This window comes from Pectobacterium wasabiae CFBP 3304, assembly GCF_001742185.1.
Lineage (GTDB): Bacteria > Pseudomonadota > Gammaproteobacteria > Enterobacterales > Enterobacteriaceae > Pectobacterium > Pectobacterium wasabiae.
In genome coordinates this window covers 2,441,711-2,464,654 of record NZ_CP015750.1, presented here as the reverse complement: position 1 = coordinate 2,464,654, position 22,944 = coordinate 2,441,711, and the positions used below count along the sequence as shown (strand labels likewise).

The 22,944-nt window shown below is 51.3% G+C and carries 21 protein-coding genes; 13 read left to right on the top strand and 8 right to left on the bottom strand.

Going from position 1 to position 22,944, the window contains the following annotated elements; all coding sequences use genetic code 11:
* Positions 1 to 138: 138 nt before the first annotated feature.
* The 3 genes from A7983_RS11160 to A7983_RS11150 all read right to left on the bottom strand — a co-directional run bounded on the left by A7983_RS11160 (position 139) and on the right by A7983_RS11150 (position 2,778).
* Positions 139 to 1,608 carry a GGDEF domain-containing protein gene (locus A7983_RS11160; RefSeq protein WP_005971359.1) on the bottom strand — a complete coding sequence of 490 codons (1,470 nt, stop codon included), beginning with the start codon at positions 1,606 to 1,608 and terminating at the stop codon, positions 139 to 141.
* A gap of 201 nt (positions 1,609 to 1,809) precedes the next feature.
* Positions 1,810 to 2,298 carry an ATP-independent periplasmic protein-refolding chaperone Spy gene (spy, locus tag A7983_RS11155; protein ID WP_005971357.1) on the bottom strand — a complete coding sequence of 163 codons (489 nt, stop codon included), beginning with the start codon at positions 2,296 to 2,298 and terminating at the stop codon, positions 1,810 to 1,812.
* Positions 2,299 to 2,481: 183 nt separating this feature from the next.
* Entirely contained in the window at positions 2,482 to 2,778 is a 297-nt protein-coding gene (locus A7983_RS11150; protein ID WP_005971354.1) for a hypothetical protein, read from the bottom strand.
* A gap of 215 nt (positions 2,779 to 2,993) precedes the next feature.
* Here A7983_RS11150 and A7983_RS11145 point away from each other — a divergent pair, with 215 nt between their 5' ends.
* Complete coding sequence (locus A7983_RS11145) at positions 2,994 to 5,048, top strand: NADPH-dependent 2,4-dienoyl-CoA reductase (protein ID WP_005971353.1); 2,055 nt, start codon at positions 2,994 to 2,996, stop codon at positions 5,046 to 5,048.
* 64 nt (positions 5,049 to 5,112) lie between these two features.
* Here A7983_RS11145 and rlmG read toward each other — a convergent pair whose 3' ends face one another.
* Positions 5,113 to 6,252, bottom strand: coding sequence for a 23S rRNA (guanine(1835)-N(2))-methyltransferase RlmG (gene rlmG, locus A7983_RS11140; protein ID WP_005971351.1), 1,140 nt, complete (start codon positions 6,250 to 6,252; stop codon positions 5,113 to 5,115).
* A 162-nt stretch (positions 6,253 to 6,414) separates the two neighbouring features.
* Between rlmG and A7983_RS11135 the strand changes: the two genes are divergently transcribed.
* The 3 genes from A7983_RS11135 (at position 6,415) to sstT (ending at position 10,283) form a co-directional block, all read left to right on the top strand.
* Positions 6,415 to 7,413, top strand: a complete 999-nt coding sequence (locus A7983_RS11135) for a Gfo/Idh/MocA family protein (RefSeq protein ID WP_005971349.1) — start codon at positions 6,415 to 6,417, stop codon at positions 7,411 to 7,413.
* Positions 7,414 to 7,811: 398 nt separating this feature from the next.
* Positions 7,812 to 8,765 carry a TerC family protein gene (locus A7983_RS11130; protein WP_005971347.1) on the top strand — a complete coding sequence of 318 codons (954 nt, stop codon included), beginning with the start codon at positions 7,812 to 7,814 and terminating at the stop codon, positions 8,763 to 8,765.
* A 270-nt stretch (positions 8,766 to 9,035) separates the two neighbouring features.
* Positions 9,036 to 10,283: a serine/threonine transporter SstT gene (sstT, locus tag A7983_RS11125; protein ID WP_005971346.1), complete on the top strand. Its 1,248-nt coding sequence runs from the start codon at positions 9,036 to 9,038 to the stop codon at positions 10,281 to 10,283.
* 65 nt (positions 10,284 to 10,348) lie between these two features.
* Here the strand turns inward: sstT and A7983_RS11120 are convergent, their stop codons facing one another.
* The 4 genes from A7983_RS11120 to uxaC form a co-directional block, all read right to left on the bottom strand.
* A complete protein-coding gene (locus A7983_RS11120) occupies positions 10,349 to 10,879 on the bottom strand; it encodes a YgjV family protein (protein ID WP_005971344.1) in 531 nt (176 codons plus the stop codon).
* Between the two features lie 89 nt (positions 10,880 to 10,968).
* Positions 10,969 to 12,459: a UxaA family hydrolase gene (locus tag A7983_RS11115; RefSeq protein ID WP_005971342.1), complete on the bottom strand. Its 1,491-nt coding sequence runs from the start codon at positions 12,457 to 12,459 to the stop codon at positions 10,969 to 10,971.
* 19 nt (positions 12,460 to 12,478) lie between these two features.
* Positions 12,479 to 13,945 (bottom strand): tagaturonate reductase, encoded by a 1,467-nt coding sequence (locus A7983_RS11110; RefSeq protein ID WP_005971340.1) that lies wholly within the window; start codon positions 13,943 to 13,945, stop codon positions 12,479 to 12,481.
* Positions 13,946 to 14,147: 202 nt separating this feature from the next.
* On the bottom strand, positions 14,148 to 15,557 hold the full coding sequence (gene uxaC / locus A7983_RS11105) for a glucuronate isomerase (RefSeq protein ID WP_005971338.1): 1,410 nt from the start codon (positions 15,555 to 15,557) through the stop codon (positions 14,148 to 14,150).
* A 421-nt stretch (positions 15,558 to 15,978) separates the two neighbouring features.
* Here uxaC and A7983_RS11100 point away from each other — a divergent pair, with 421 nt between their 5' ends.
* From A7983_RS11100 to A7983_RS11060, 9 genes are all read left to right on the top strand, one after another.
* Positions 15,979 to 17,280 (top strand): MFS transporter, encoded by a 1,302-nt coding sequence (locus A7983_RS11100; protein WP_005971337.1) that lies wholly within the window; start codon positions 15,979 to 15,981, stop codon positions 17,278 to 17,280.
* Positions 17,281 to 17,487: 207 nt separating this feature from the next.
* Positions 17,488 to 18,264, top strand: coding sequence for a transcriptional regulator ExuR (gene exuR, locus A7983_RS11095; RefSeq protein WP_005971335.1), 777 nt, complete (start codon positions 17,488 to 17,490; stop codon positions 18,262 to 18,264).
* 485 nt (positions 18,265 to 18,749) lie between these two features.
* A complete protein-coding gene (locus A7983_RS11090) occupies positions 18,750 to 19,433 on the top strand; it encodes a DedA family protein (protein ID WP_005971331.1) in 684 nt (227 codons plus the stop codon).
* 2 nt (positions 19,434 to 19,435) lie between these two features.
* Entirely contained in the window at positions 19,436 to 19,831 is a 396-nt protein-coding gene (gene mzrA / locus A7983_RS11085) for an EnvZ/OmpR regulon moderator MzrA (protein ID WP_005971329.1), read from the top strand.
* 273 nt (positions 19,832 to 20,104) lie between these two features.
* The gene (locus A7983_RS11080; RefSeq protein WP_005971326.1) at positions 20,105 to 20,410 is read left to right on the top strand and encodes a DUF883 family protein; all 306 of its coding nucleotides are present in this window, start codon (positions 20,105 to 20,107) and stop codon (positions 20,408 to 20,410) included.
* Positions 20,411 to 20,423: 13 nt separating this feature from the next.
* On the top strand, positions 20,424 to 20,819 hold the full coding sequence (locus tag A7983_RS11075; RefSeq protein WP_005971324.1) for a phage holin family protein: 396 nt from the start codon (positions 20,424 to 20,426) through the stop codon (positions 20,817 to 20,819).
* The gene (locus A7983_RS11070) at positions 20,816 to 21,106 is read left to right on the top strand and encodes a YqjK-like family protein (RefSeq protein ID WP_005971322.1); all 291 of its coding nucleotides are present in this window, start codon (positions 20,816 to 20,818) and stop codon (positions 21,104 to 21,106) included. Before A7983_RS11075 ends, A7983_RS11070 begins: the two co-directional genes overlap by 4 nt.
* 273 nt (positions 21,107 to 21,379) lie before the next feature.
* Positions 21,380 to 21,775, top strand: a complete 396-nt coding sequence (locus tag A7983_RS11065; protein WP_005971320.1) for a DoxX family protein — start codon at positions 21,380 to 21,382, stop codon at positions 21,773 to 21,775.
* Positions 21,776 to 21,895: 120 nt separating this feature from the next.
* On the top strand, positions 21,896 to 22,891 hold the full coding sequence (locus tag A7983_RS11060; protein WP_005971318.1) for a glutathione S-transferase family protein: 996 nt from the start codon (positions 21,896 to 21,898) through the stop codon (positions 22,889 to 22,891).
* Positions 22,892 to 22,944 lie beyond the last annotated feature (53 nt).

Below are 22,944 nucleotides of genomic sequence, written 5' to 3'. Positions count from 1 at the left end.
TCCTTTCCTGTGTTCTAACAAGTTAACGCAGGAAAAGCTATCTCTACGTTTTATTCTGTGAAAACAGTCACTAAATTTTTGCCAATCAGACGAAGCGACCTACCCCACGACGCAGTAAAAACAAATGGGCGTTCTTCATCACAGCCCCTCAGCCGAGCGCACACAGACGCGATTACGCCCCTGCGTCTTCGCCTTATACAACTGCTCGTCCGCCAGCCCGATCAGATCGTAAATGTTGCCGCCTTCATACTGGGAAAAAATGGCAACACCAATACTGGTCGTAAAATGGATTTCCCGACCATCGTGCAACGTAAGCGGAGTCGACTCCGTCAGACGCCGTAACGCTTCGGCAACGGCTTCGGATTGCTCAACCGTCAGGTCATAAGCCGCAATAATGAACTCTTCTCCGCCCCAGCGGCAAAGAATGTCGCTCGGCCGAATATTGGCGCTCAGCATACGGGCAAAACTGACGATCAATTCATCACCGCAGGCATGGCCGTAGGTATCATTAACCTGCTTAAAATAATCGATATCCAGAAATAGCAGCGTTAATTGGCGCTTTTTCTTATACACCGGCACGTTCTGTTTCCCATTCAGCATGCTGAGGAAAGCCCGACGATTGAAGGTATTGGTGAGCGCATCCTTCAGGCTGTTGCTTTCGATGATTTTAATCAATCGCCGGTTCATCGAGACAAAATGAGAGACGCTTAACATCGCCATAATTAACATCGCGATATTAAGCCGTGCCGTGGTAAGAAACGAATTAATGTACGCTTCAGAATTTGAATTGATGAGCATACCGACTTGATTAATATAGAGATAATTTAGTATTACGCCCGTAATCGCACAGAGCAACGACATAACCGGGAAAGAGTAATTAAATGCACACAGCGTGAGCGGAATAACGGACAGCGCAATCAGGCTGGCATCCAGAAAAAATAGGCTAACTAATAAGAAAATAATAAAAACCAGAAAGGGAAAAATATTTTCTCTGATGTGCTTAGGACAAAGCGAAATATTCCGTATCGCCCGCAGAATATCTTTACCTCGCAGAAAAAAGAACGCGAGGATAATGCCGGTTCCCAATTGCTCACTGAACCAGTCCATAAACTCGTCATAGCGGTTCCCCGTATCGTAGACGTAGGCATAAAACCCATATGCCACCCCGGATGAGAAAGCGCCTAAAAACGTCGAGGCGAAAATAATATAGACGTAATATTTGCTGAATTTTTCAAATGTCGACCACTTTCCGGTAAACCGACACATCAGGCAAAAGGCGCACCAAGCAGTTACCACGAAGACCATATTACACAAGCACAACAGCACCTTGGTTCTTAACGGTGAGTTATTGTCCATTAGTAGCGCCGCCGACAGCATCGCCGCATAACTCACCACAAACCCCATGCAGATAGAGAGTGTCTTATCTTTTATCGTCCCTTTTCTGTCCCTGAAACTCACCATGAGACAAAAAACCAGAATATTGGCGGGCCAAAACAGCGACAACTCATCCAGCACGCGAAACTGGAATCCCATACAGCTCACAATGAGGGTGGTCACAAATAAAAACAGCATGAATTTTTTAGTCTTCAACATCCAATCGTTATTCATCTGCCCTTTACCGCCCGCTACCCGATAGGTCCACTCATTTCATCTACGTGAGAATAACATTAATCATTTCTCTACTCAGCACGATGCTTAAGGGAAAAAATAAAAAAACCACCGAACTGATGTACTGCTTGTTGGCAGCCCATCAGTCCGGTGGTCTTGGCTTATTTATTTCAGGACTAACGCGGACTCATGAATAATGTATTATTCCGCGGGCGTTGGCTTGCCATCCGGCTTTTGCGCTTGAGTCAGCCGCTTTTCAAAGCTGTCGTTATACTGCTTCTTCTGTTCTGGCGTCAGAACGTTGTAAATTTTGTTTTTGGTTTCCAGCCCATTAAGCATTCTGGCCTTGTGTGCGGCGTCAGCTTTATCCAATTGCGCCTGCGCTTTTGCGGCATCAAAAGTGTCTGATGCGACCAGGCTATGCATATCACGACGATCGTCCTGCATGGCTTTGTGCATTTTCTCGCGTGAATCTTTCATGATGTCTTTAATTTGCTGCTTCTGCGCTTCCGTCAAATTCAGCTCCTTAAACATCGCATCCGGCCCCATCATGCCACGGTGTTCCCGGCCCTCTTTCATCATCATCTTGTGTTCTGATGCTGGCCCTTTCGGTGCGTCATTAGCATGCGCGAGGCCTGCCGCGCCCAATGCCAAAGAAGAAGCAACCAGCATTGCAGTGAGTTTACGCATATTCTATTCCTCTCTCTGAATTAACTTATCGACGGCGAGTGCCGTGCTACGAGAGAAAGTATAGGCTCGACACCTTCAGTTAATTAGAGCAAGGGTAAATCTCTGCAAGTGTCAGCTCCACATTTGCGGCAATTATGGAGAATGAGGAGGAATTGTGTAAGAAAGCGAACACCAGCCGAAAGATTACCGAAGTGAGCGTCTAAAGGCCGTGGCCTCTTGTGCCAACACATCAAGATGGGCATGAATGACTTTCATTTTCTGAATCAGCGGATTTCGCTCCGGCGAGCTATCCATCGCGCTCAACTGCGCAGAGAGTCGTTCAATCTGCGTGCAAAGGTAAGCGTCACGCTCTTTCGCCTGAAGCAACTGCTGCTGAAGGGACTGATGCTCCTGTCGCCACGTCTGCTGCTGGCGCTGAACGCTTTGTTCCAACGCCCGAAGCGCGCTATCCAGCCGATATTCCAACTCTTCCACCCGCATAACGATACCTTTGCCCAATAAACCCGCGGATTATAATGTCACACGCCCCCGACAACAAACACTCCGGTACACGATCCCTTACCTACTCTCGCTTATCCCTACGATCAGCAATGACTTAACTCACAATAAACAAACATAAATTTCACAACTCGCTCAATTACCGCTAAATTGAACGCCATGACTCATCAGACCAGTTAACTTCACCGGAGAGTGCAATGACTGCCTACCCCATGCTGCTTGCTCCACTCGATCTTGGCTTCACCACGTTAAAAAATCGCGTAATCATGGGTTCCATGCATACCGGTTTGGAAGAACACCCGGACGGCGCAGAAAGGCTGGCAGCATTTTACCGTGAGCGGGCGCTGGGCGGCGTGGGTTTGATTGTTACAGGCGGTATTGCGCCAAATGCCGAAGGAGCCGTCGCCAAAGGAGGAGCAACCCTACATGACGAGGCACAGGTGGCGCATCATCAGATACTCACGCAGGCGGTACACGACGCTGACGGAAAAATTGCGCTGCAAATTCTCCACGCCGGGCGCTACAGCTATCAGCCCGATCCGGTCGCGCCGTCCGCCATTCAAGCACCGATTAATCGCTTTGCGCCACGGGCGATGAGTACGTCAGATATTATACAAACCATCGACGACTTTGCTCGTTGCGCCGCGCTGGCACAGCGGGCAGGTTACGATGGAGTGGAAATCATGGGCTCGGAAGGCTATCTGATTAACCAGTTTTTGGTGACGCACACCAATCACCGCGACGATGAATGGGGCGGTGATTTTCAGCGCCGCTGCCGTTTTGCACTTGAGATTGTCCGCGCCGTGCGAGAGCGAACCGGGCCTGACTTCATCCTGATCTACCGCTTGTCCATGCTAGACCTGATAGAAGAAGGCTCAAGCTGGCAGGAAATCGTACAACTGGCGCAGGCAATTGAGCAGGCAGGGGCCACGCTCATCAACACCGGCATTGGCTGGCATGAAGCGCGCATTCCAACTATCGCCACGCTGGTGCCACGCGGCGCATTCGGCTGGGTAACGAAGAAGCTGATGGGGAAAGTCCGTATCCCGCTGATTACCACCAACCGCATCAACGATCCCGGCGTGGCGGAACAGCTACTGACCGAAGGCTGTGCCGACATGATATCGATGGCGCGCCCTTTTCTCGCCGATGCTGAACTGGTGGCAAAAGCGCAGTCAGGACGTGCCGATGAAATCAATACCTGTATCGGCTGCAATCAGGCCTGCCTCGATCAGATTTTCGCGGGCAAGGTCACCTCTTGTCTGGTCAACCCACGTGCCTGTCACGAAACCGAGCTGCCCATCCAGCTTGCGCGAGTCAGTAAACGCTTTGCGGTGGTGGGCGCAGGCCCAGCAGGCATAGCTTTTGCCGTCAACGCCGCCGCACGCGGCCATCACGTCACGCTGTTTGAAGCCTCTTCCTATATCGGCGGACAGTTCAATATTGCCAAACAGATCCCCGGTAAAGCAGAGTTTTATGAAACACTGCGCTACTACCGTCGTCAGTTAGCACTGCGCGGCGTCACGCTTCGCCTGAGCACGCAGGCAACGCCCACCGATTTGCTCGGTTTTGATGATGTGATTCTGGCCTCTGGCATTGTGCCGCGTATCCCCGCGATTGCAGGCATCGATCACCCAAGCGTGCTGAGCTATCTGGACGTACTGCGTGATAAAAAGCCAGTCGGCAAACGCGTGGCGATTATCGGCGCAGGCGGCATCGGTTTTGATACCGCGCACTATCTTTTGACTGAAAAGCACCTTCTCAGCAGCCATCATCACCTTAATTCCCCTTCTTCTCAGCCGGAACACAATGATTTTTATGCGGAATGGGGGATTGATAAACAGCTACAACACCGGGGCGGTCTGCTGCCTCATCAATCTGGCGAGCTTCCTCACCAGCGGGACATTACTTTATTACAGCGGAAGGCGGGAAAGCCCGGCGAAAATCTGGGGAAAACGACAGGCTGGATACACCGCACCACGCTGCTGCGCCACGGTGTGACGATGCTGGGTGGTGTGGAATATCACCATATTGATGATAAAGGGCTGCATATTATCCACGACCAGCAAATACGCTGTCTGCCGGTGGATAACATCATTATTTGTGCCGGTCAGGAACCCAACCGAAAACTGTATGACCCCTTACTGGCTGCCGGGTGTCATGTTCATCTGATTGGTGGTGCCGATGTGGCACAGGAATTAGACGCTCGCCGGGCAATCGATCAGGCCACCCGGCTGGCGTTAACGTTGTAGCTTATACCCGTCATACTTCAAGTTGCATGTGCGTTGGCTGCGCTCAATCACCCGAATCACTTACCTATCGGGACGAATTCGTTTTAACCGCGCGCAGCACAGCGAACTTGGTGTTGCTGGCAATGGTTTCACAGTTGCCGAACAGGCGCTTCAGTTTGTGAAAATAATCCAGATGGCGATTGCCCACAATGCGTAGTTCTCCGCCAACCTGAAGGCAGCGACGAGCATCCATGAACATCTGCCAGGCGATTTCATCGGTCACTGCCTGCTGCTGGTGAAATGGTGGATTACACAGCACGGCCTGTAACGTATCGCGCCTAACGCGGGACAATCCGTTGTTCACCACGAAACTACAGCGCTCGACATCCTGCGGGCAGTTAACCTCAACGTTAATCTGGCTCGAGGTCACCGCCATGTAGGATTCATCAAAGAAGCCGACGGTGGCGTCCGGGTTGGCTTTCAGCGCGGCCAGCCCAATGACACCGTTGCCGCAACCGAGATCGATAATCTTCCCGTCTATCTGTTCCGGCAAATGCTGCATAAAGAAACGTGCGCCGATATCCAACCCATTACGTGAATACACGTTAGCATGGTTTTGAATACGATAGCCGTAACCATCCAGCTCCCACTCAGTAGTAAGTGACTGCTCACTGACTTTTAGCTCTGCCCACTCACAGTGAACCAGACGCGCCTTTTTCCAGGCCAGCGAGGTTTTCGTCGGCCCCATTACGCGCTCAAACAATTGCAGCGTAGAAGTATGAATATCCCGCGCTTTCGCCCCGGCAATGATGCGCGTTTGCGGCGTGACGACCTTACGCAACATTCTTAACTGATGTTCCAGCAGCGCGATCGTTTTGGGGATTTTTATCACCACCAGCGCAGGCGCATCGGGTAGTTCCGCCATGCTATCCAGCAGCGTTACCGCATCGGCATCATAACCGTTCAGTTCCAGATTATGCCGCGTCGCCAGTTGGCTGAGATAAGAGTCGCTGATACTGACGGGCGATTGCGCTTGCAAACCGCAGGCCAGTGCACCAAACGTATCATTGAAAATCAGGCGCGGGCCCGGCGCAATTTCCATGGTGGCGAGTTCACGCAGCAGGTATTCATCTGCGGCATCCCACGCCTGTAGCGCCGAGTTTTCAGCGACCTGAGGATAACGCACCAACGTCAGGTTGCACGTTTCCAATTCGAGTTGGCTCATTAGCCTCTCCTGCATCATAAAATTTGCGCTGTTTATCCCTTAAAATAGCCCATCAGTAAATGCTTTTCTCTGCCAGAAAGGGAAATGATTGACGTTGCCTTGTCATTTCACCGTGATAATCTGCCTATTCATCATCGATGCTCCCAGGATACCAAAACGCTTATGATTCGCTTCGCTATTGTAGGAACCAGTTGGATCACCCGTCAGTTTGTGGATGCCGCCCATGAAACCGGTCAGTTGAAGCTCGCCGCCATCTATTCACGGACGGCAGAAAAAGCGCAGCCGTTTCAAGCTGATTACATGGTGGATACGCTATTTGATTCACTGGAAGCGATGGCGAAATCCGACCTTATCGACGCCGTGTATCTGGCGAGTCCGAACTCACTGCACTGCGAACAGGCCCTGCTTTTCCTGAGCCACGGCAAACACGTCATCTGCGAAAAGCCGCTGGCTTCCAACCGCTATGAAGTCGAACAAATGATCGCCTGTGCCAGAGAAAATCAGGTCGTGCTCTTTGAAGCGTTCAAAACCGCCAGCCTACCCAACTTCAGCGTGATACAGCAGTCACTGCCGAAAGTCGGTAGATTGCGTAAAGTGGTGCTGAATTACTGCCAATATTCTTCACGCTACCCACGCTATCTGGCAGGCGAGAACCCGAACACATTCAATCCGGCGTTTTCCAACGGTTCCATCATGGATATCGGCTACTACTGTCTGGCCTTCGCCGTGGCGCTGTGGGGAGAACCGTGCACAACGCAAGCTAGCGCGACGTTGTTGGAAAGCGGCGTGGATGCGCATGGCAGCATTACTCTGAATTACGGCGATTTCGATGTGACCATCATTCATTCCAAAGTCAGTCACTCCGCCATTCCCAGTGAAATTCAGGGGGAAGACGGATCGCTGGTGATTGAAAAAGTCTCCGAATGCCATAACGTGAAATTCATCCCGCGTGAAGGCAAGCAGTTAGATCTCAGCCAGCCGCAGCATATCAACAGCATGCTGTACGAAGCAGAGGTCTTTGCCGCATTGGTGAACAACAACGATATTAACCATGCTGAACTGGCACGCTCACGCACCGTCGCTGGACTGCTGACAGAAATTCGCCGCCAAACCGGTGTCGTGTTTCCTGCCGATGCCGCTACGCCGGGGAATGCAAAGTAAGACGGTGGTAATTATTTGACCAGGATCATCTTTTCACCTATCTTCTGTCAGGCAAAGGGGAGTAACTTTTCCGCCAGCTAATCGTCATTACGATGTTTATATACCCAATAGATTTCACGTTGCAGGAAGGCGGCAAACGAGCGAGTCCCGATGAGCTTACATAAGTAAGTGATTCGGGTGAGTAAGAGCAGCCAACACACCTGCGGCGCGAAAGATGAAGGGTTATCGCATCCGGTTACTGGGCAACCTTGATGAAAAGCTTGATTCTTGATGAAACAGCTTCATTAACGTTGTAAGTGAGACCTTGCCGGAAGGCGAGGTGCATTTGCAGCTTTAATCATGAGCGGCCAGCGTCCTTCCGATGTTGGCCGTTTTTGTTTCTATTTAAGGATCTTGCTATGCACACCATTGGCACTCCCTGGTTATGGGGCAGCTTCGCTGCCATTGTTATTGTGATGCTGGCCATCGACCTGCTCTACCAAGGACGTAAAGGGTCGACGGTCATGACGTTCAAACAGGCAGCCGTCTGGTCGATCGTCTGGGTCACGCTCTCTCTGCTGTTCAACGCCGGTTTCTGGTGGTATCTGGATGGCACGTTGGGTCGCGAAGTCGCTAATGCGCAATCGCTGGCCTTCCTGACGGGTTATTTAATCGAGAAAGCCCTTGCCGTCGATAACGTCTTCGTCTGGCTGATGCTCTTCGGCTACTTCGCCGTTCCTGCACAATACCAACGTCGCGTACTGATTTACGGCGTGTTAGGTGCCATCGTTCTCAGAACGCTCATGGTGTTTGGCGGCAGTTGGCTGGTCACGCAATTCCAGTGGCTACTCTATGTATTTGGCGCGTTTCTGCTGTTTACCGGCATTAAAATGGCGCTGGCTAAAGAAGGTGATGGGGCGATCGGCGACAAGCCGCTAGTGCGCTGGCTGCGTAGCCATCTGCGCATGACGGACAGCATTGAGAATGAACGATTCTTCGTGCGTCGTAACGGCCTGCTGTATGCCACGCCGCTGTTTCTGGTGCTGATTATGGTGGAAATCAGTGACGTTATTTTCGCCGTCGACAGTATCCCGGCGATTTTCGCTGTGACAACCGATCCCTTTATTGTGCTGACGTCGAACCTGTTTGCCATTTTGGGCCTGCGTGCCATGTACTTCCTGCTGGCTGGCGTGGCTGAACGCTTCTCGCTGCTGAAGTATGGTTTGGCCGTCATCCTGATTTTCATCGGTATCAAGATGCTGCTCATCGACATTTTCCATATTCCGGTAGCCATTTCTCTGGGCGTCGTCGCCAGCATTCTGGTCATCACTATGCTGATCAACGCCTGGGTGAACAAACGCGCGGAGCGCTAATCCTCTCTCTCAGCAGAGTGACGGGCACGGATGTCCGTCATAAAAAAACGTCGGGAGCGTTTTTCAACGTTGCGCAGCAACGGCCCGCAGGGTGACGGACAAGGATGTCCGTCATAAAAAGGCACATCAGCGCTTTTCTCAAAAGCAAATTTTTATATACTGATACACGCAAACACATTTAGTTACGGAAAGAAAAAGCCACCCGACACATGTCAGAGGTGTCAGTCCGTGCACACAACCACTTAGCGGAACGGTTACACCGTCAAAAATATGGAAACTCAACAGTCTCGTTTTTTGCAGTACATTACTCGCGGTAGTCTGGTTCAACAGATCCTTCTGGGGCTTGTAACCGGTATCATTCTGGCTTCGTTATCCACGCAGGCCGCGTTGGCTGCCGGTTTACTTGGCACGCTGTTCGTCGGTGCCTTAAAAGCCGTCGCGCCCATTCTGGTATTGGTGCTGGTCATGGCCTCTATCGCCAACCACCAGCAGGGGCAGAAAACCAATATTCGCCCGATCTTGTTTCTTTATCTCATCGGTACTTTCTCCGCCGCGCTGATTGCCGTGGTGCTAAGCGTCATTTTCCCTTCTACGCTGGCACTGAGTGCACAGGCCGCGGACATCACGCCCCCTTCAGGTATTGTCGAAGTGCTAAAAGGCTTGCTGATGAGCATCATCGCCAACCCAATCCATGCACTACTGAATGCGAATTACATTGGTATTTTGGTCTGGGCCGTTGGGCTAGGCATTGCGTTCCGCCATGGTTCGGACAGCACAAAGAGCATGATTAGCGATGCATCCAACGCGGTGACCATGATTGTGCGCGTGGTGATTCGTTTCGCACCGCTGGGGATTTTCGGTCTGGTAGCATCAACGCTGGCGGAAACCGGCTTCGACGCACTGTGGGGCTACGCCCATCTGCTGATGGTGCTGATCGGCGGTATGTTGCTGGTCGCGCTGGTGGTCAATCCATTGATCGTCTACTGGAAGATTCGCAGCAACCCTTATCCGCTGGTACTGCGCTGCCTGCGGGAGAGCGGTGTGACTGCCTTCTTTACCCGTAGCTCAGCGGCCAACATTCCGGTGAATATGGAGCTGTGCCGTAAGCTGAATCTGGATGAAGACACCTACTCCGTCGCCATCCCACTGGGTGCCACCATCAATATGGCAGGCGCTGCGATTACCATTACGGTACTCACGCTAGCCGCCGCGCATACGCTGGGAATTCAGGTTGACGTACCGACTGCGCTGCTGCTCAGCGTCGTGGCGTCGCTGTGTGCCTGTGGCGCATCGGGCGTAGCAGGTGGTTCACTGTTGCTGATTCCGCTGGCATGTAGCATGTTCGGTATTTCCAACGATATCGCCATGCAGGTCGTTGCCGTTGGTTTCATCATCGGCGTCTTGCAGGACTCGGCAGAAACTGCAGTGAACTCCTCAACGGACGTGATGTTCATCGCCGCCGTGTGTCACGCGGAAGATGCCAAACTGGCGGAAAAAGAGCGCTTAAATCTGCTGTAATTTCTTCGTACCTCTTCCTCTAGCGCCGTTCGCGTAAAAACGCACGGCGCTAGCATCGCCTGACATTACACTTTCTTCTCTACACTAAACGGATCGATACCACGTTTCTGCATGCGCCAGAAGCGGATGATGTTAAAGCCGTTCATCAGCAGGAAACTGCCTTCGATCAGCGATCCGCCAATCGAGCCCAGCCAGATATTATGCGCAACCCAGCAGGCCGTTGAGCACCACATCACGCAGCGCGTCGTTAACCCAGAGGTGCGGAACAGCGCCCAGGTACTGGCGACCGTCCCCGCTATCGGCAGCAGTTCCATCGCATGGTGCATACCCGACAAACCAAATACGAGCGTTAATGCAATAAAGACAAACATCACGATGATGTTGTGTGTTTTGAGTGAGATTAGCGTGCGTGCCGAATTCAACAAGGCGCTGGCACCCGCCGCATTTGCCCCCATCAGGAAGAAATGCAGGCCAATCACCGCGCTGTATGCCGAGAGCTGTATTTTGAATTTTTTATCGTTACGGTTGAAAAACATGGTGATACCGACCAGAAAAGCCAATACACCAACAGACTGGGCAACCCAATAGTGTGTCATGATCCCTGCCTCTAAAAAGTTGTGGCGAAAAAAAACGGCGTCATTATAAAAATGAAACGCCGTTTTATTTTAATTGGAATAAATAGAATTTACAACGTCACGCCGCTCTTAAATATGGCCAATTCGCGGAAGTCGTTCACTTCATTCTTCGTGCGCTTACCGTCAGCAGTCTCGACGATCAGCTCCACAAACTGGCTCAGCAGTTCATCCATCGGCATGTCGTGGATCAGACGTCCCGCATCAAAATCAATCCAGTGCGGTTTCTTCTTCGCCAGTTCACTGTTGGTCGCCAGTTTTACGGTAGGAACAAACCCGCCGTAAGGCGTGCCGCGCCCGGTGCTGAACAGCACCATATGACACCCTGCCCCCGCCAGTGCGCTGGTTGCTACGGCATCATTTCCCGGTGCGCTGAGCAGGTTAAGCCCTGGAGTATGTAAGCGCTCACCATATTTCAGCACGTCCACCACTTTGCTCTGCCCGGCTTTTTGCGTACAGCCCAGCGATTTCTCTTCCAGCGTGGTGATCCCACCCGCTTTGTTACCCGGTGATGGGTTCTCGTAAATCGGCTGGTTATGCGCGATGAAGTACTGTTTAAAGTCATTCACCATGTGCACCGTTTTCTCAAACGTCGCTTCATCACGGCAACGGCTCATCAGAATGCGTTCCGCACCGAACATCTCCGGCACTTCGGTCAGCACCGTGGTACCACCGTTAGCAATCAGATAGTCGGAGAAACGGCCTAGCAGCGGGTTGGCCGTAATACCAGACAACCCATCGGAGCCACCACATTCCAGACCGAACTTCAGCTCACTCAGCTTGCCTGGTTCACGCTTGTCATGACGCATCGCTTCATACAGCGTGTGCAGACGCTCCAGACCCGCTTCAACTTCATCGTCCTGCTGCTGGCATACCATGAACGTGACGCGGTCAGAGTCAAAGCCCCCCAACGTACTGCGGAATGCATCAACCTGATTGTTCTCACAACCCAGACCGATCACGAGCACCGCGCCCGCATTCGGGTGACGCACCATGTTTTGCAGCATCGTGCGGGTGTTTTCATGATCCTGACCGAGCTGTGAACAGCCGAAGGTATGGCTGAACAGGTAAACGCCGTCGATACCTTCCGCATCGTTGGTTTCTTTCAGGAAACGCTGCTGAATCTGGCGAGCAATACCGTTTACACAGCCGACGGTTGGCAGGATCCATAACTCATTACGGATACCAACATCGCCATTTTTGCGACGGTAGAGTTGCACCTCCCGATCGCCCATCTGTGCAGGCAGTTCGAGAAATTCAGGTTGGTACTGGTATTCATCCAAATCGCTCAGATTAGTCTTCGCATTCTGGGAGTGAATATGTTCTCCGGGAGCAATAGAAACCAGCGCATGGCCGATCGGCAGGCCATACTTGGTAATCATTTCTCCCGGTGCGATGGTTTCCAGCGCGAACTTATGTCCGCGCACGACAGGTTGCTGAAGTGTCACCGTATAGCTATCCACCGACACCGTTTCGCCTTGATCAACATCACGCAAGGCGACAGCCACATTGTCCAGAGAATGAATTTTTATAATACTTTGCATGGATAACCCTTCTTGCTGATTAGCAATAACCTTCCACGGCTGCGCGCATACCGCGATCAACGATGGTTTGTAACTGTTTTGTCACCTGCGCAGCAAGTCCAGGAACCTGCGTTAAATCCTGTTCCCAATGGTCTGCATCACGCAGCACTACATTCACCAGTTCAGCCAGACTGACGGTGTTTTCTTTTACGCCCGCCCATAGCGAGGAATAACGCTCTAGCCAATGAGCGTCGTCCTGCAACGGATAGGTTTGCAGCGCATCGCCTTCACCGCTGCGCTCGCCGCGATAGAATGCAATCAGAGCCGCCAGCGCAAACGTCAAGCGAGCAGGCAATTCACCGTGACGCTCACGATAAGTCAGCAACTGCGGCAGAATGCGGGTACGGAATTTGGTCATGCCATTCAGCGAGATAGATAACAGTTGATGCTGAATGAATGGGTTACGGAAGCGGCTTAGTACGGCCTGAGCAAATGAAGTCAGTTCGTCATGTGGTAAATCCAATACCGGGACAATCTCTTCGGCAATGGTTTTTTCCACGAATGCGCCAATCAGGGCATCATCCATCGATTCGCCAACGGTATCCAAACCCGACAGGAATGCGACCGGCACCAGCGCGGTATGCGCACCGTTGAGGATCGCCACTTTGCGTTCTTTATATGGTTTGATGTCATCAACGATACGAACGTTCAGATCCAGCTTGTTCAGACGTAATTCTTCCGCCAGCCACTGTGGCCCCTGAATAACGAACAGATAGAAGTGTTCCGCCGTATCCCAGAAGGTATCCTGATAGCCCATTTCCTGCTGGAGCGCCTCAACTTCGGCACGCGGGTAACCCGTAACAATGCGGTCCACCAGCGTCGAGCAGAAGGTGTTGTGATCGTTCAACCAGGCGGTAAACGTTGGCGTCAATTCCCACTGTGCCGCATAGCGCAGCACCAGTTCTTTCAGCGCCACGCCGTTGTAATCAATCAGTTCACACGGTAACAGCACCCAGCCTTTATCTGCCGCGCCGTCAAAGTGACAGAAGCGCTCATACAGCAGGCGCGTTAATTTCGCTGGGAAGCTGACTGGCGGCGCATCACTCAGGCGGTCCTCCGCGTGATAGCTGATACCCGCTTCGGTGGTATTTGAAAACACGAAACGGATGTTCGGATCGTGCGCCAGAGCCAGATAGTCATCAAACTGACGGTACACGTTGATTTCACGGTTTACTGAACGGATCAGGCGTGGTTCGCGAACGGCTTCACCCTGTTCATTCAGGCCACGGATAATCGTGGTGTACAACCCATCCTGAGTGTCCAGTGCGGGCGGGAAATCGGAATCGATCGGGCGAACAATGACAATACCCGCATCTAAATCGGTGTGCTCATTCAGCAAATCCAACTGCCAGTCAACAAAGGCGCGCAGGAAGTTACCTTCACCAAACTGGATAACACGATCCGGGTGTTGACGACCGGGGAAATTACGACGATTTAACGTTTGCATTAACAGGCTACCTCAGGACGAATCTTATATTCAGGGCACGACCGATAAACCGTCATCCTTGCCCTATATTCATATTCACCAGCACCCAATCACCACAGGTGCTGATGACAAAAGACCGAGACACAGAGAGTCGCGGCGTAAGCCCCTTTGGGAATCTTACTGCCGCGATCCCGTGCAATTCACACCCGACAACGCGGTAGAATTACAGCTCGATGGCAAAATAGTTTTTAGCGTTATCGAAACTGATGTTTTTCACCATTTCGCCCAGCAGCGGCAGATCGGCTGGCGCTTCGCCATCTTCCACCCAGCGGCCAATCATCTGGCACAGAATGCGGCGGAAATATTCATGACGGGTATAAGACAGGAAGCTACGGCTATCGGTCAGCATACCGACAAAGCGGCTCAGCAAACCAAGCTGCGCTAGCTGTGTCATCTGGCGTTGCATACCGTCCTTCTGATCGTTGAACCACCAGCCAGAACCGAACTGCATCTTGCCCGGCATCCCTTCGCCCTGGAAGTTGCCGATCATGGTGCCGAGCACTTCGTTATCACGCGGGTTCAGGCAGTAAAGGATGGTTTTCGGCAGCAGGTTTTCTTCATTCTGCTTACTGAGCAGGCGAGACAGTTCCTGAGCCAGCGGACGGTCGTTGATGGAGTCGAAGCCGACATCCGGCCCCAGCAGCTTGAACTGACGCAAGTTATTGTTGCGCAGTGCGCCAATGTGATACTGCTGAACCCAACCGCGACGGGCATATTCCGCACCCAGCCAAACCAGAACACCGGTTTTGAACTGTGCCACTTCATGTTCGCTCAGCGTTTCGCCAGCAAGACGGCGCGCCAGAATTTTATCCAGCGTTGCGTCATCCGCTTCGGCAAACAGCACCACATCCAGCGCATGGTCGGAAACTTTGCAACCGTGTGCCGCGAAGTGATCCAGACGCTTGGTCAGTGCCGTTTGCAGATCGCTAAAGCGACGAATGTCGGTGTCAGAAACTTCACCCAGCTTCGCCATATAGTCGTTGAAGGTCGCTAACTCAATGTTGAACGCTTTATCTGGACGCCAGCTCGGCAGCACCTTGATGGAGAAGCTTGAATCCTGAGCAACGGCTTTGTGGTGGCGCAGATCGTCAATCGGATCGTCTGTCGTACCCACCATTTTCACGTTCATCTGCTGCATGATGCCGCGCGCGGTAAAATCATCGCGTTCCAGCATGGCATTACAACGATCCCAAATATCTTTTGCCGTACTTGGTGACAGCAGCGTACCGGTTACGCCAAATGGACGGCGCAGCTCCAGGTGTGTCCAGTGGTAAAGCGGGTTGCCGATGGTATGCGGCACGGTAGCAGCCCAAGCTTCAAATTTTTCCCAATCACCGGCATCGCCCGTACACAAACGTTCAGGCACGCCGTTAGTGCGCATCGCACGCCACTTGTAGTGATCGCCCTTCAACCAGATGTCATACAGATTTTTAAAGCGATAGTTTTCCGCGATCTGCTCAGGTGGTAAATGGCAGTGATAATCAAATATCGGTTGATCGACGGCATATTCATGATAAAGGCGACGGGCAAACTCAGTGTCTAACAGAAAATCTTCACTCAGAAACTGGGGCATGTTTTCTTCCTTACTTACCGTGCTTCTTGTGCACCAAATGGGTTGGTCGTTAAAAGATATCACACCAATTATGCGCAATATCTCACAGCATTTGTGAGGTCATGATCGCAAAAATGTAACAAAGCAGTACAATAACTCAGCATTCATGGCCCTTTATGGCTGGCTCTTCACTATTTAAGCAAATAATTCATTATTCCGTATAAAAATAATGGTTTTGTGATGTCACTCAACTTTTAAAGTTGTATGACAAATTATTGTAGCGCTGCCTTGAGCTGGGATTCAATCGCTATCTCACAAAGAGAAGGGTTTTCCTGTTCAGCACAACAAAAAAACGTGTCGCATTACATCACAAGACACTTCACACCGTGACGCTACTCAAGAGCCACCACTGTGTTTTTTATTGACTCGGAGAGAAAGTTAAATGCGTAAAATCAAAGGATTACGCTGGTATATGATCGGCCTGGTGACCATTGGCACCGTGCTGGGATATCTGACGCGTAATGCAATTTCCGTCGCCGCACCGACGCTACAAGATCAACTGCACATCACCACACAGCAGTATTCTTACATCGTGGCTGCCTATTCAGCTTGTTATACCATTATGCAACCCATCGCCGGCTATGTACTGGATTTGCTTGGCACCAAAGTCGGCTATGCCATGTTTGCTATTATGTGGGCTATCTGCTGCATGGGCACCGCATTGGCAAACAGTTGGGGTGGTCTGGCTATCGCCCGCGGCGCGGTCGGTATGGCGGAAGCGGCAATGATCCCTGCGGGTCTGAAAGCCAGCAGCGAGTGGTTCCCGGCAAAAGAGCGTTCAGTCGCCGTCGGTTACTTCAACGTGGGATCATCCATCGGCGCAATGATCGCCCCACCATTAGTGGTATGGGCCATTGTGGCGCACAGTTGGGAAATGGCCTTTATCATTACTGGTGCACTCAGTATGGTCTGGGCAATCTGCTGGCTCATTTTCTACAAGCACCCGAAAGATCAGAAAAAACTCAGCGACGAAGAGCGCGACTACATTCTTAACGGGCAGGAAGCACAGCACCAAACCAATAACGCGAAAAAAATGTCTGCCTGGCAGATCCTGCGTAACCGTCAATTCTGGGGTATCGCCCTGCCGCGTTTTCTGGCTGAGCCTGCGTGGGGAACGTTCAACGCCTGGATCCCGCTGTTCATGTTTAAGGCCTACGGCTTTAACCTGAAAGAAATCGCCATGTTCGCCTGGATGCCAATGCTGTTCGCCGATATCGGCTGCATCCTCGGTGGCTACTTGCCAATGCTGTTCCAAAAGCACTTCAAAGTGAACCTAATCGTTTCCCGTAAGCTGGTGGTGACCATGGGTGCGGTGCTGATGATTGGCCCCGGTATGATCGGGCTGTTCTCCAGTCCTTACGTTGCTATCGCACTGCTGTGCGTCGGTGGCTTCGCGCACCAGTCGCTGTCTGGCGCACTGATTACCCTGTCATCTGACGTATTTGGCCGTAATGAAGTCGCGACGGCAAATGGCTTGACTGGTATGGCTGCCTGGATGGCGAGCACCATGTTTGCATTGGTAGTCGGTGCATTGGCCGATACGATGGGCTTCAGCCCGCTGTTTGCTGCACTGGCGGTCTTTGACCTGTTAGGTGCCGTTGTGATCTGGACGGTGTTGAAAAACCAACCAGCCTCAGAAGTCGCCGCCGCTACTGAAACATTGAAAGAAGCCAAGCAGCACTGATAATCCCTGCATTATCCTGGCTCATCCGGTATGATCTGATACCGGGTGAGCCACCTCCCCAGTAACACATTGTAATAACTGTGACCACAACATTGGTTGCTGCTGTTATTAAGTGGTATAACAAATCATCCCTCAAAGATTAACGAGATAGACACTCAGGCCCTGACGTGGCACACGGACCGTCATCTATCGAGAGTAGACATCACTATGGCACTCACTGAACCCAGACGGCTATACCAGCAGTTAGCCGCAGAATTAAAACAGCGTATCGAAAGCGGTATGTACCAAGTCGGCGAAAAACTACCGGCAGAACGCTATATTTCTGAAGAAATGAACGTCAGTCGCACTGTGGTGCGTGAAGCCATCATTATGCTGGAAGTCGAAGGGTACGTTGAAGTGCGCAAGGGTTCAGGCATTCACGTTATTTCCAACCAGCAAAAGAACCCGTTCGTTAGTAGCGGCGATATTGAATTCGTCGCCGCTGGTCCGTTTGAGCTACTTCAGGCTCGTCAACTCATTGAAAGCAACATTGCTGAATTTGCGGCCACGCAGGTGACCCGTCAGGACATCATCCAACTGATGGAAATTCAGGAATATGCGCGTCAGGAAGATCGCTTCCGTGATTCTCAGTGGGATCTTAAATTCCACGTTCAGGTCGCGTTGGCAACGCAAAATTCCGCGATGGCAACCATCGTAGAGAAAATGTGGAGCCAACGGATCCACAATCCCTACTGGCGCAAACTGCATGAGCACATTGACGACAAGTCCATTGAAAGCTGGTGTGAAGAGCATGACCGCATCCTTAAGGCGCTGATTCGCAAAGATCCTTACGCCGCCAAACTGGCAATGTGGCAACATCTGGAAAATACCAAACAGATGCTATTTCGCGCTACAACGGATGATTTTGAATTTAACGTCGATCGCTATATGTTCGCCGAGAACCCCGTCGTTCATCTCGACCAGATACACGCAGGTAAACCCTAAAACGCTTTTTGCCCCTTGTTTTTGAACGAGGGGTGACATTTTTGAACGCACGGAAAAGGTCAGAAAACGTTGATTTCTGTCAGCGAGTGTAAAATATCGCAGAAACCTCAACTCTTCTTCGAAAAATCCCCCTAAATCCCCTCGGTTGTCGTAATATTTCCCTGTCTCAGTAACACCTATTTTGTTACAGTTAACGTGTCTTTCTTACGCTTAACCCATCGCTTCGGACATAAAGTCTGCCAAGACCAAACAATCCCTAAGCTACCTGTTTATCGGGTTCGCGGCGAAAAGCGAGCATTAAGTCAGACACCAGCGCCGCTATCGGGCAGAAGAAAGCAGAGATCATCAAAAAAATCATAATCCTGTGCCCGGATATACCCTAAATAACGTGAAATATGACGGGTATAACTGTATTCACTCTTATCATGTCCAGAAGCGTGATTGTCGCCAAGGCTAAAATGAAACAGCAGTATTAGGAATACCGGATGGAATTAATCAAAGAACTGTTAAACGCACTCTGGCATCAGGATTTCGATATTTTAGCCGACCCCAAGCTGGTGTGGACCATCTATATCTTGTTGTTTCTGATTATTTTTCTGGAAAACGGTCTGCTTCCCGCCGCGTTCTTGCCCGGCGATAGCCTGCTTATTTTGGTCGGCGTTCTCGTCGCCAAAGGCACAATGAATTACCCTTTTACGATATTTCTACTGACAACGGCCGCTAGCCTCGGCTGCTGGGCCAGCTATATTCAAGGGAAATGGCTTGGCAATACGGGCATTGTTCAGGGCTGGCTATCACATTTGCCTGCGCACTATCACCAACGCGCCCACCAGCTCTTCCACCGTCACGGTCTGTCCGCACTGTTAGTTGGCCGCTTTCTGGCTTTTGTGAGAACGCTGTTACCTACCATCGCAGGTTTGTCAGGCCTCAATAACGCTCGCTTTCAGTTCTTCAACTGGATGAGCGGGTTCCTGTGGGTTTTTATTCTGGTTACGCTGGGCTTCGCTTTAGGAAAAACGACGATCTTCCTGAAATATGAAGACGAACTCATGTTCTGCCTGATGATGCTGCCACTGGTACTGCTGTTTGTCGGTCTGTTTGGATCGCTCTTTGTACTTTGGCGTAAAAAACGTGATGCTAACGCCAATAATGCAGAAAAAGGACGCTAACTGTGTCAATTCGCGGGCTATTCCCGAAGCTTTCCCCCAAAAAAGTAGGACGCATACTGCTCTTGCTTGCTCTGCCACTTATTGCCTTGACGCAATCCCAATCACTACGCCATTCCCAAGACGATGCGATGCTACATATCAAACCCTACGAGGGTGCCGCGTTGCCAGATGGCTTTTACGTGTATCAGCGTCTCAATGAAAAAGGGATTGCGATCAAAAGCATTACGCCAGAGCAAGATAGCCTGATCGTCCGTCTTGCCTCACCAGAACAGAGCATCGCAGCCAGAGATGTCCTGCGTTTGTCTTTACCTAAAGTCAGTGTTACCGCGCAGCAGGCGACAGCTCCGACACCATTCTGGCAGCAGAAACTGACACAGAAACAATCCAAATTGGGATGACGTAGATAAACGCCTCGACCTGAAAAAATGGGCTGAGGCTGGGCAGGAATTGCACACGGCGGAAAGCGCCGCATAGCAATAACGTATCACTACGCTGATCCTACAAAGCATTGCCCATACAAAACACACGCCAACGATTCATTTTGCCCTCGAAAACCAAATCACTAAAATTTACAGCGAGTTATCAGAATTTTCCGTACCAGTCTGGGGCGGCATAAATCTCAGCTTCAGCTATAGTTAACGTTCAGGTTTATAACATGAAGGGTTATTAATATGGCTAAAGATCAAAATTCTGAGTACCTGCGCGCCGAATTAAAATCACTGGCGGACACGCTGGAAGAAGTATTAAGCACCTCCAGCGATAAATCTAAAGCGGAACTGGACAAGTTGCGTAATAAGGCAGAGAGCGCGCTGAAAGAAACCCGCAGTCGCTTGAGCGATACCGGTGAGCGCATCGCATCCCAAACCAAAGAAGCCGTTGAATCAGCGGATGACTATGTGCGCCAGAACCCGTGGACGGGTGTCGGCATTGGCGCAGCAGTCGGCGTCGTGCTTGGCGTCCTGCTGTCTCGTCGCTAATTAGCCGATTACTATGACGGATAAATCACAACAAGGCCCCGCCAGCGGGGTCATGGCTTCTGCTCAGCGCATCATCTCCATTATTGTCAGCATGGTGGAAAGCCGCGTCCGATTGGCCGTGATTGAATTAGAGGAAGAGAAAGCCAATCTGATTCAGTTACTGATTATGGTTGGCCTGACGCTGCTTTTTGCCGCTTTTGGCATTATGAGCCTGATAGCGCTGATCATCTGGGGCATCGACCCGCAATATCGCCTCTTTGCGCTAGGATGTATTACTGCCACATTGCTTGGACTGGCGCTGATAGGCGGCATATGGACGCTCCTGAAAGTACGCCGTTCTACCTTACTCAAAGCGACGCGTAAGGAGTTGGCGACCGACAGATCTCTGCTGGAGGAAGATGCCAAGTGAACCAGCGCCAACGGCAAGATAGAGAAAAAGCCCAACTACTGCGCCAGATACAGCAGCAGCGGTTGGATTTAGCGGCAGGCAAGAAACACTGGCTAGATACCACAGTCCGTTACGATCGTGGCTGGCAAAGCCTGATGCAGTGGCGTAAATACTGGATCGTTGGCTCCAGCCTCGTGGCACTCTATGGTGCGCGCCACCCTAGCCGTATGATCCGCTGGGGACGCCGCCTCGTCGGGCTGTGGGGAACATTCAGACTCGTGCGAAAAACGTTTGATCAACGTCCGTAACGCCCTCTATCGCATCGATTATCTGCCTGTCATATTCAACACATTTCATCTCACTCTTGCCTAACGCGCTCACGTCATTGCAGCGCGTTCTTGCAGACTTAACCGAACATCAATTTTTCTGAAATAAAACAACAATTATACTCGCTGGTAGCATAAATCATCTCCCTATACTATCTGCCCATAACCTGATAGCGGGTCAAACGTTCAGACAACACCTGCGACAACAAACACAATAGGGCCGTGTAGCCCACAACAAAATTAATTGGAGAGATGATGAAAAATTTAGAAAGTACTGCACTGCTGGTTGCACGTATCTTAATGCCAATTCTGTTTATCGTTGCAGGTTACGGTAAGTTGGGCGATGCCTATGCAGGCACACAACAATACATGCAGGCGATGGGCGTACCGACCTTCCTGCTGCCACTGACAATTTTGCTGGAACTGGGTGGTGGTCTGGCGGTTCTGTTTGGCCTGCTGACTCGTACCGTCGCGCTGTTCACCGCGGGCTTTACGCTGCTGACCGCGCTGCTTTTCCACTCTAACTTTGCGGAAGGCATGAACCAACTGATGTTCATGAAAAACCTGACCATCGCTGGCGGCTACCTCCTGCTAGCGGTAGCTGGCCCAGGCGCATTCAGTATCGACCGCCTGCTGGGCAAAAAGTGGTAAGACGAGCCTTTTCCGGCCTGTACTACACTTAATAGTCGAATAACGCATACACTCAAAATAGCGGCGGCAAGCACACAAGGCTTGCCGTCGTTTTATCATCACTCACTAACGGGAGGATTTATGGGACAACTGGTTGACGGCGTATGGCACGATACCTGGTATGAAACCAAATCTACCGGCGGTCACTTTAAGCGTTCAGAATCCGTGTTCCGCAATTGGGTAACGCCTGATGGTGCTCCCGGACTCACTGGAAAAGGCGGCTTTTCTGCCCAGTCCGGCCGTTATCATCTCTATGTTTCGCTGGCCTGCCCGTGGGCGCATCGCACGCTGTTAATGCGGCAATTGAAAGGGTTAGACGATCACATCGCCGTTTCGGTGGTTCATCCACTCATGCTCGATCGTGGCTGGACGTTCGGTACCGATTTTGAGGCCGCAACGGGTGACTCGCTCTATCAGCACGAATTTCTCTACCAGCTCTACCTGCATGCCAAACCAGGCTACAGCGGTCGGGTAACCGTGCCCGTCCTGTGGGACACTGAACAGCACACTATTGTCAGTAATGAATCGGCGGATATCATCCGCATGCTGAACAGCGCTTTTGATGGTATGGGCGCAGCAGCCGGAGATTACTACCCAGAAGCGCTACGCACTCAGATTGACGAATTGAACGGCTGGATTTACGACAAGGTCAACAACGGTGTTTACAAAGCCGGTTTTGCGACGACTCAGTCAGCCTATGATGAAGCTGCAACGACCGTGTTCGCCGCGCTTTCCGATCTGGAAGCCATTCTGGCAAAGCAGCGTTATCTCACTGGTGAGCAGTTAACCGAAGCCGATTTGCGGCTATGGACAACACTGATCCGTTTCGATCCGGTCTATCACACGCATTTCAAATGCGATAAGTATCGCCTGAGCGATTATCCCAATCTGTTCGGCTTTCTGCGGGATATTTATCAGATGCCCGGCATCGCTGATACCGTCGATATGGCGCACATTCGTCATCACTATTATTGCAGCCACGGCACGATTAATCCGCACGGCGTGATTTCTCTGGGGCCAGAGCAAGACCTGAACCAGCCTCACCAGCGTGATAAAACGTTTGTCGATTTATACTAACGTTTTACGTAAAGCATGAAGTGCTGAGGCAAGGTGTGACCGCCACACCTTGC

What these genes read in the sequence shown, in the direction of transcription:
- A7983_RS11160 (WP_005971359.1), bottom strand. Translation starts at nt 1,608, where the DNA reads ATGAATAACGATTGGATGTTGAAGACTAAAAAATTCATGCTGTTTTTA.
- spy (WP_005971357.1), bottom strand. Translation starts at nt 2,298, where the DNA reads ATGCGTAAACTCACTGCAATGCTGGTTGCTTCTTCTTTGGCATTGGGC.
- A7983_RS11150 (WP_005971354.1), bottom strand. Translation starts at nt 2,778, where the DNA reads ATGCGGGTGGAAGAGTTGGAATATCGGCTGGATAGCGCGCTTCGGGCG.
- A7983_RS11145 (WP_005971353.1), top strand. Translation starts at nt 2,994, where the DNA reads ATGACTGCCTACCCCATGCTGCTTGCTCCACTCGATCTTGGCTTCACC.
- rlmG (WP_005971351.1), bottom strand. Translation starts at nt 6,252, where the DNA reads ATGAGCCAACTCGAATTGGAAACGTGCAACCTGACGTTGGTGCGTTAT.
- A7983_RS11135 (WP_005971349.1), top strand. Translation starts at nt 6,415, where the DNA reads ATGATTCGCTTCGCTATTGTAGGAACCAGTTGGATCACCCGTCAGTTT.
- A7983_RS11130 (WP_005971347.1), top strand. Translation starts at nt 7,812, where the DNA reads ATGCACACCATTGGCACTCCCTGGTTATGGGGCAGCTTCGCTGCCATT.
- sstT (WP_005971346.1), top strand. Translation starts at nt 9,036, where the DNA reads ATGGAAACTCAACAGTCTCGTTTTTTGCAGTACATTACTCGCGGTAGT.
- A7983_RS11120 (WP_005971344.1), bottom strand. Translation starts at nt 10,879, where the DNA reads ATGACACACTATTGGGTTGCCCAGTCTGTTGGTGTATTGGCTTTTCTG.
- A7983_RS11115 (WP_005971342.1), bottom strand. Translation starts at nt 12,459, where the DNA reads ATGCAAAGTATTATAAAAATTCATTCTCTGGACAATGTGGCTGTCGCC.
- A7983_RS11110 (WP_005971340.1), bottom strand. Translation starts at nt 13,945, where the DNA reads ATGCAAACGTTAAATCGTCGTAATTTCCCCGGTCGTCAACACCCGGAT.
- uxaC (WP_005971338.1), bottom strand. Translation starts at nt 15,557, where the DNA reads ATGCCCCAGTTTCTGAGTGAAGATTTTCTGTTAGACACTGAGTTTGCC.
- A7983_RS11100 (WP_005971337.1), top strand. Translation starts at nt 15,979, where the DNA reads ATGCGTAAAATCAAAGGATTACGCTGGTATATGATCGGCCTGGTGACC.
- exuR (WP_005971335.1), top strand. Translation starts at nt 17,488, where the DNA reads ATGGCACTCACTGAACCCAGACGGCTATACCAGCAGTTAGCCGCAGAA.
- A7983_RS11090 (WP_005971331.1), top strand. Translation starts at nt 18,750, where the DNA reads ATGGAATTAATCAAAGAACTGTTAAACGCACTCTGGCATCAGGATTTC.
- A7983_RS11080 (WP_005971326.1), top strand. Translation starts at nt 20,105, where the DNA reads ATGGCTAAAGATCAAAATTCTGAGTACCTGCGCGCCGAATTAAAATCA.
- A7983_RS11075 (WP_005971324.1), top strand. Translation starts at nt 20,424, where the DNA reads ATGACGGATAAATCACAACAAGGCCCCGCCAGCGGGGTCATGGCTTCT.
- A7983_RS11065 (WP_005971320.1), top strand. Translation starts at nt 21,380, where the DNA reads ATGAAAAATTTAGAAAGTACTGCACTGCTGGTTGCACGTATCTTAATG.
- A7983_RS11060 (WP_005971318.1), top strand. Translation starts at nt 21,896, where the DNA reads ATGGGACAACTGGTTGACGGCGTATGGCACGATACCTGGTATGAAACC.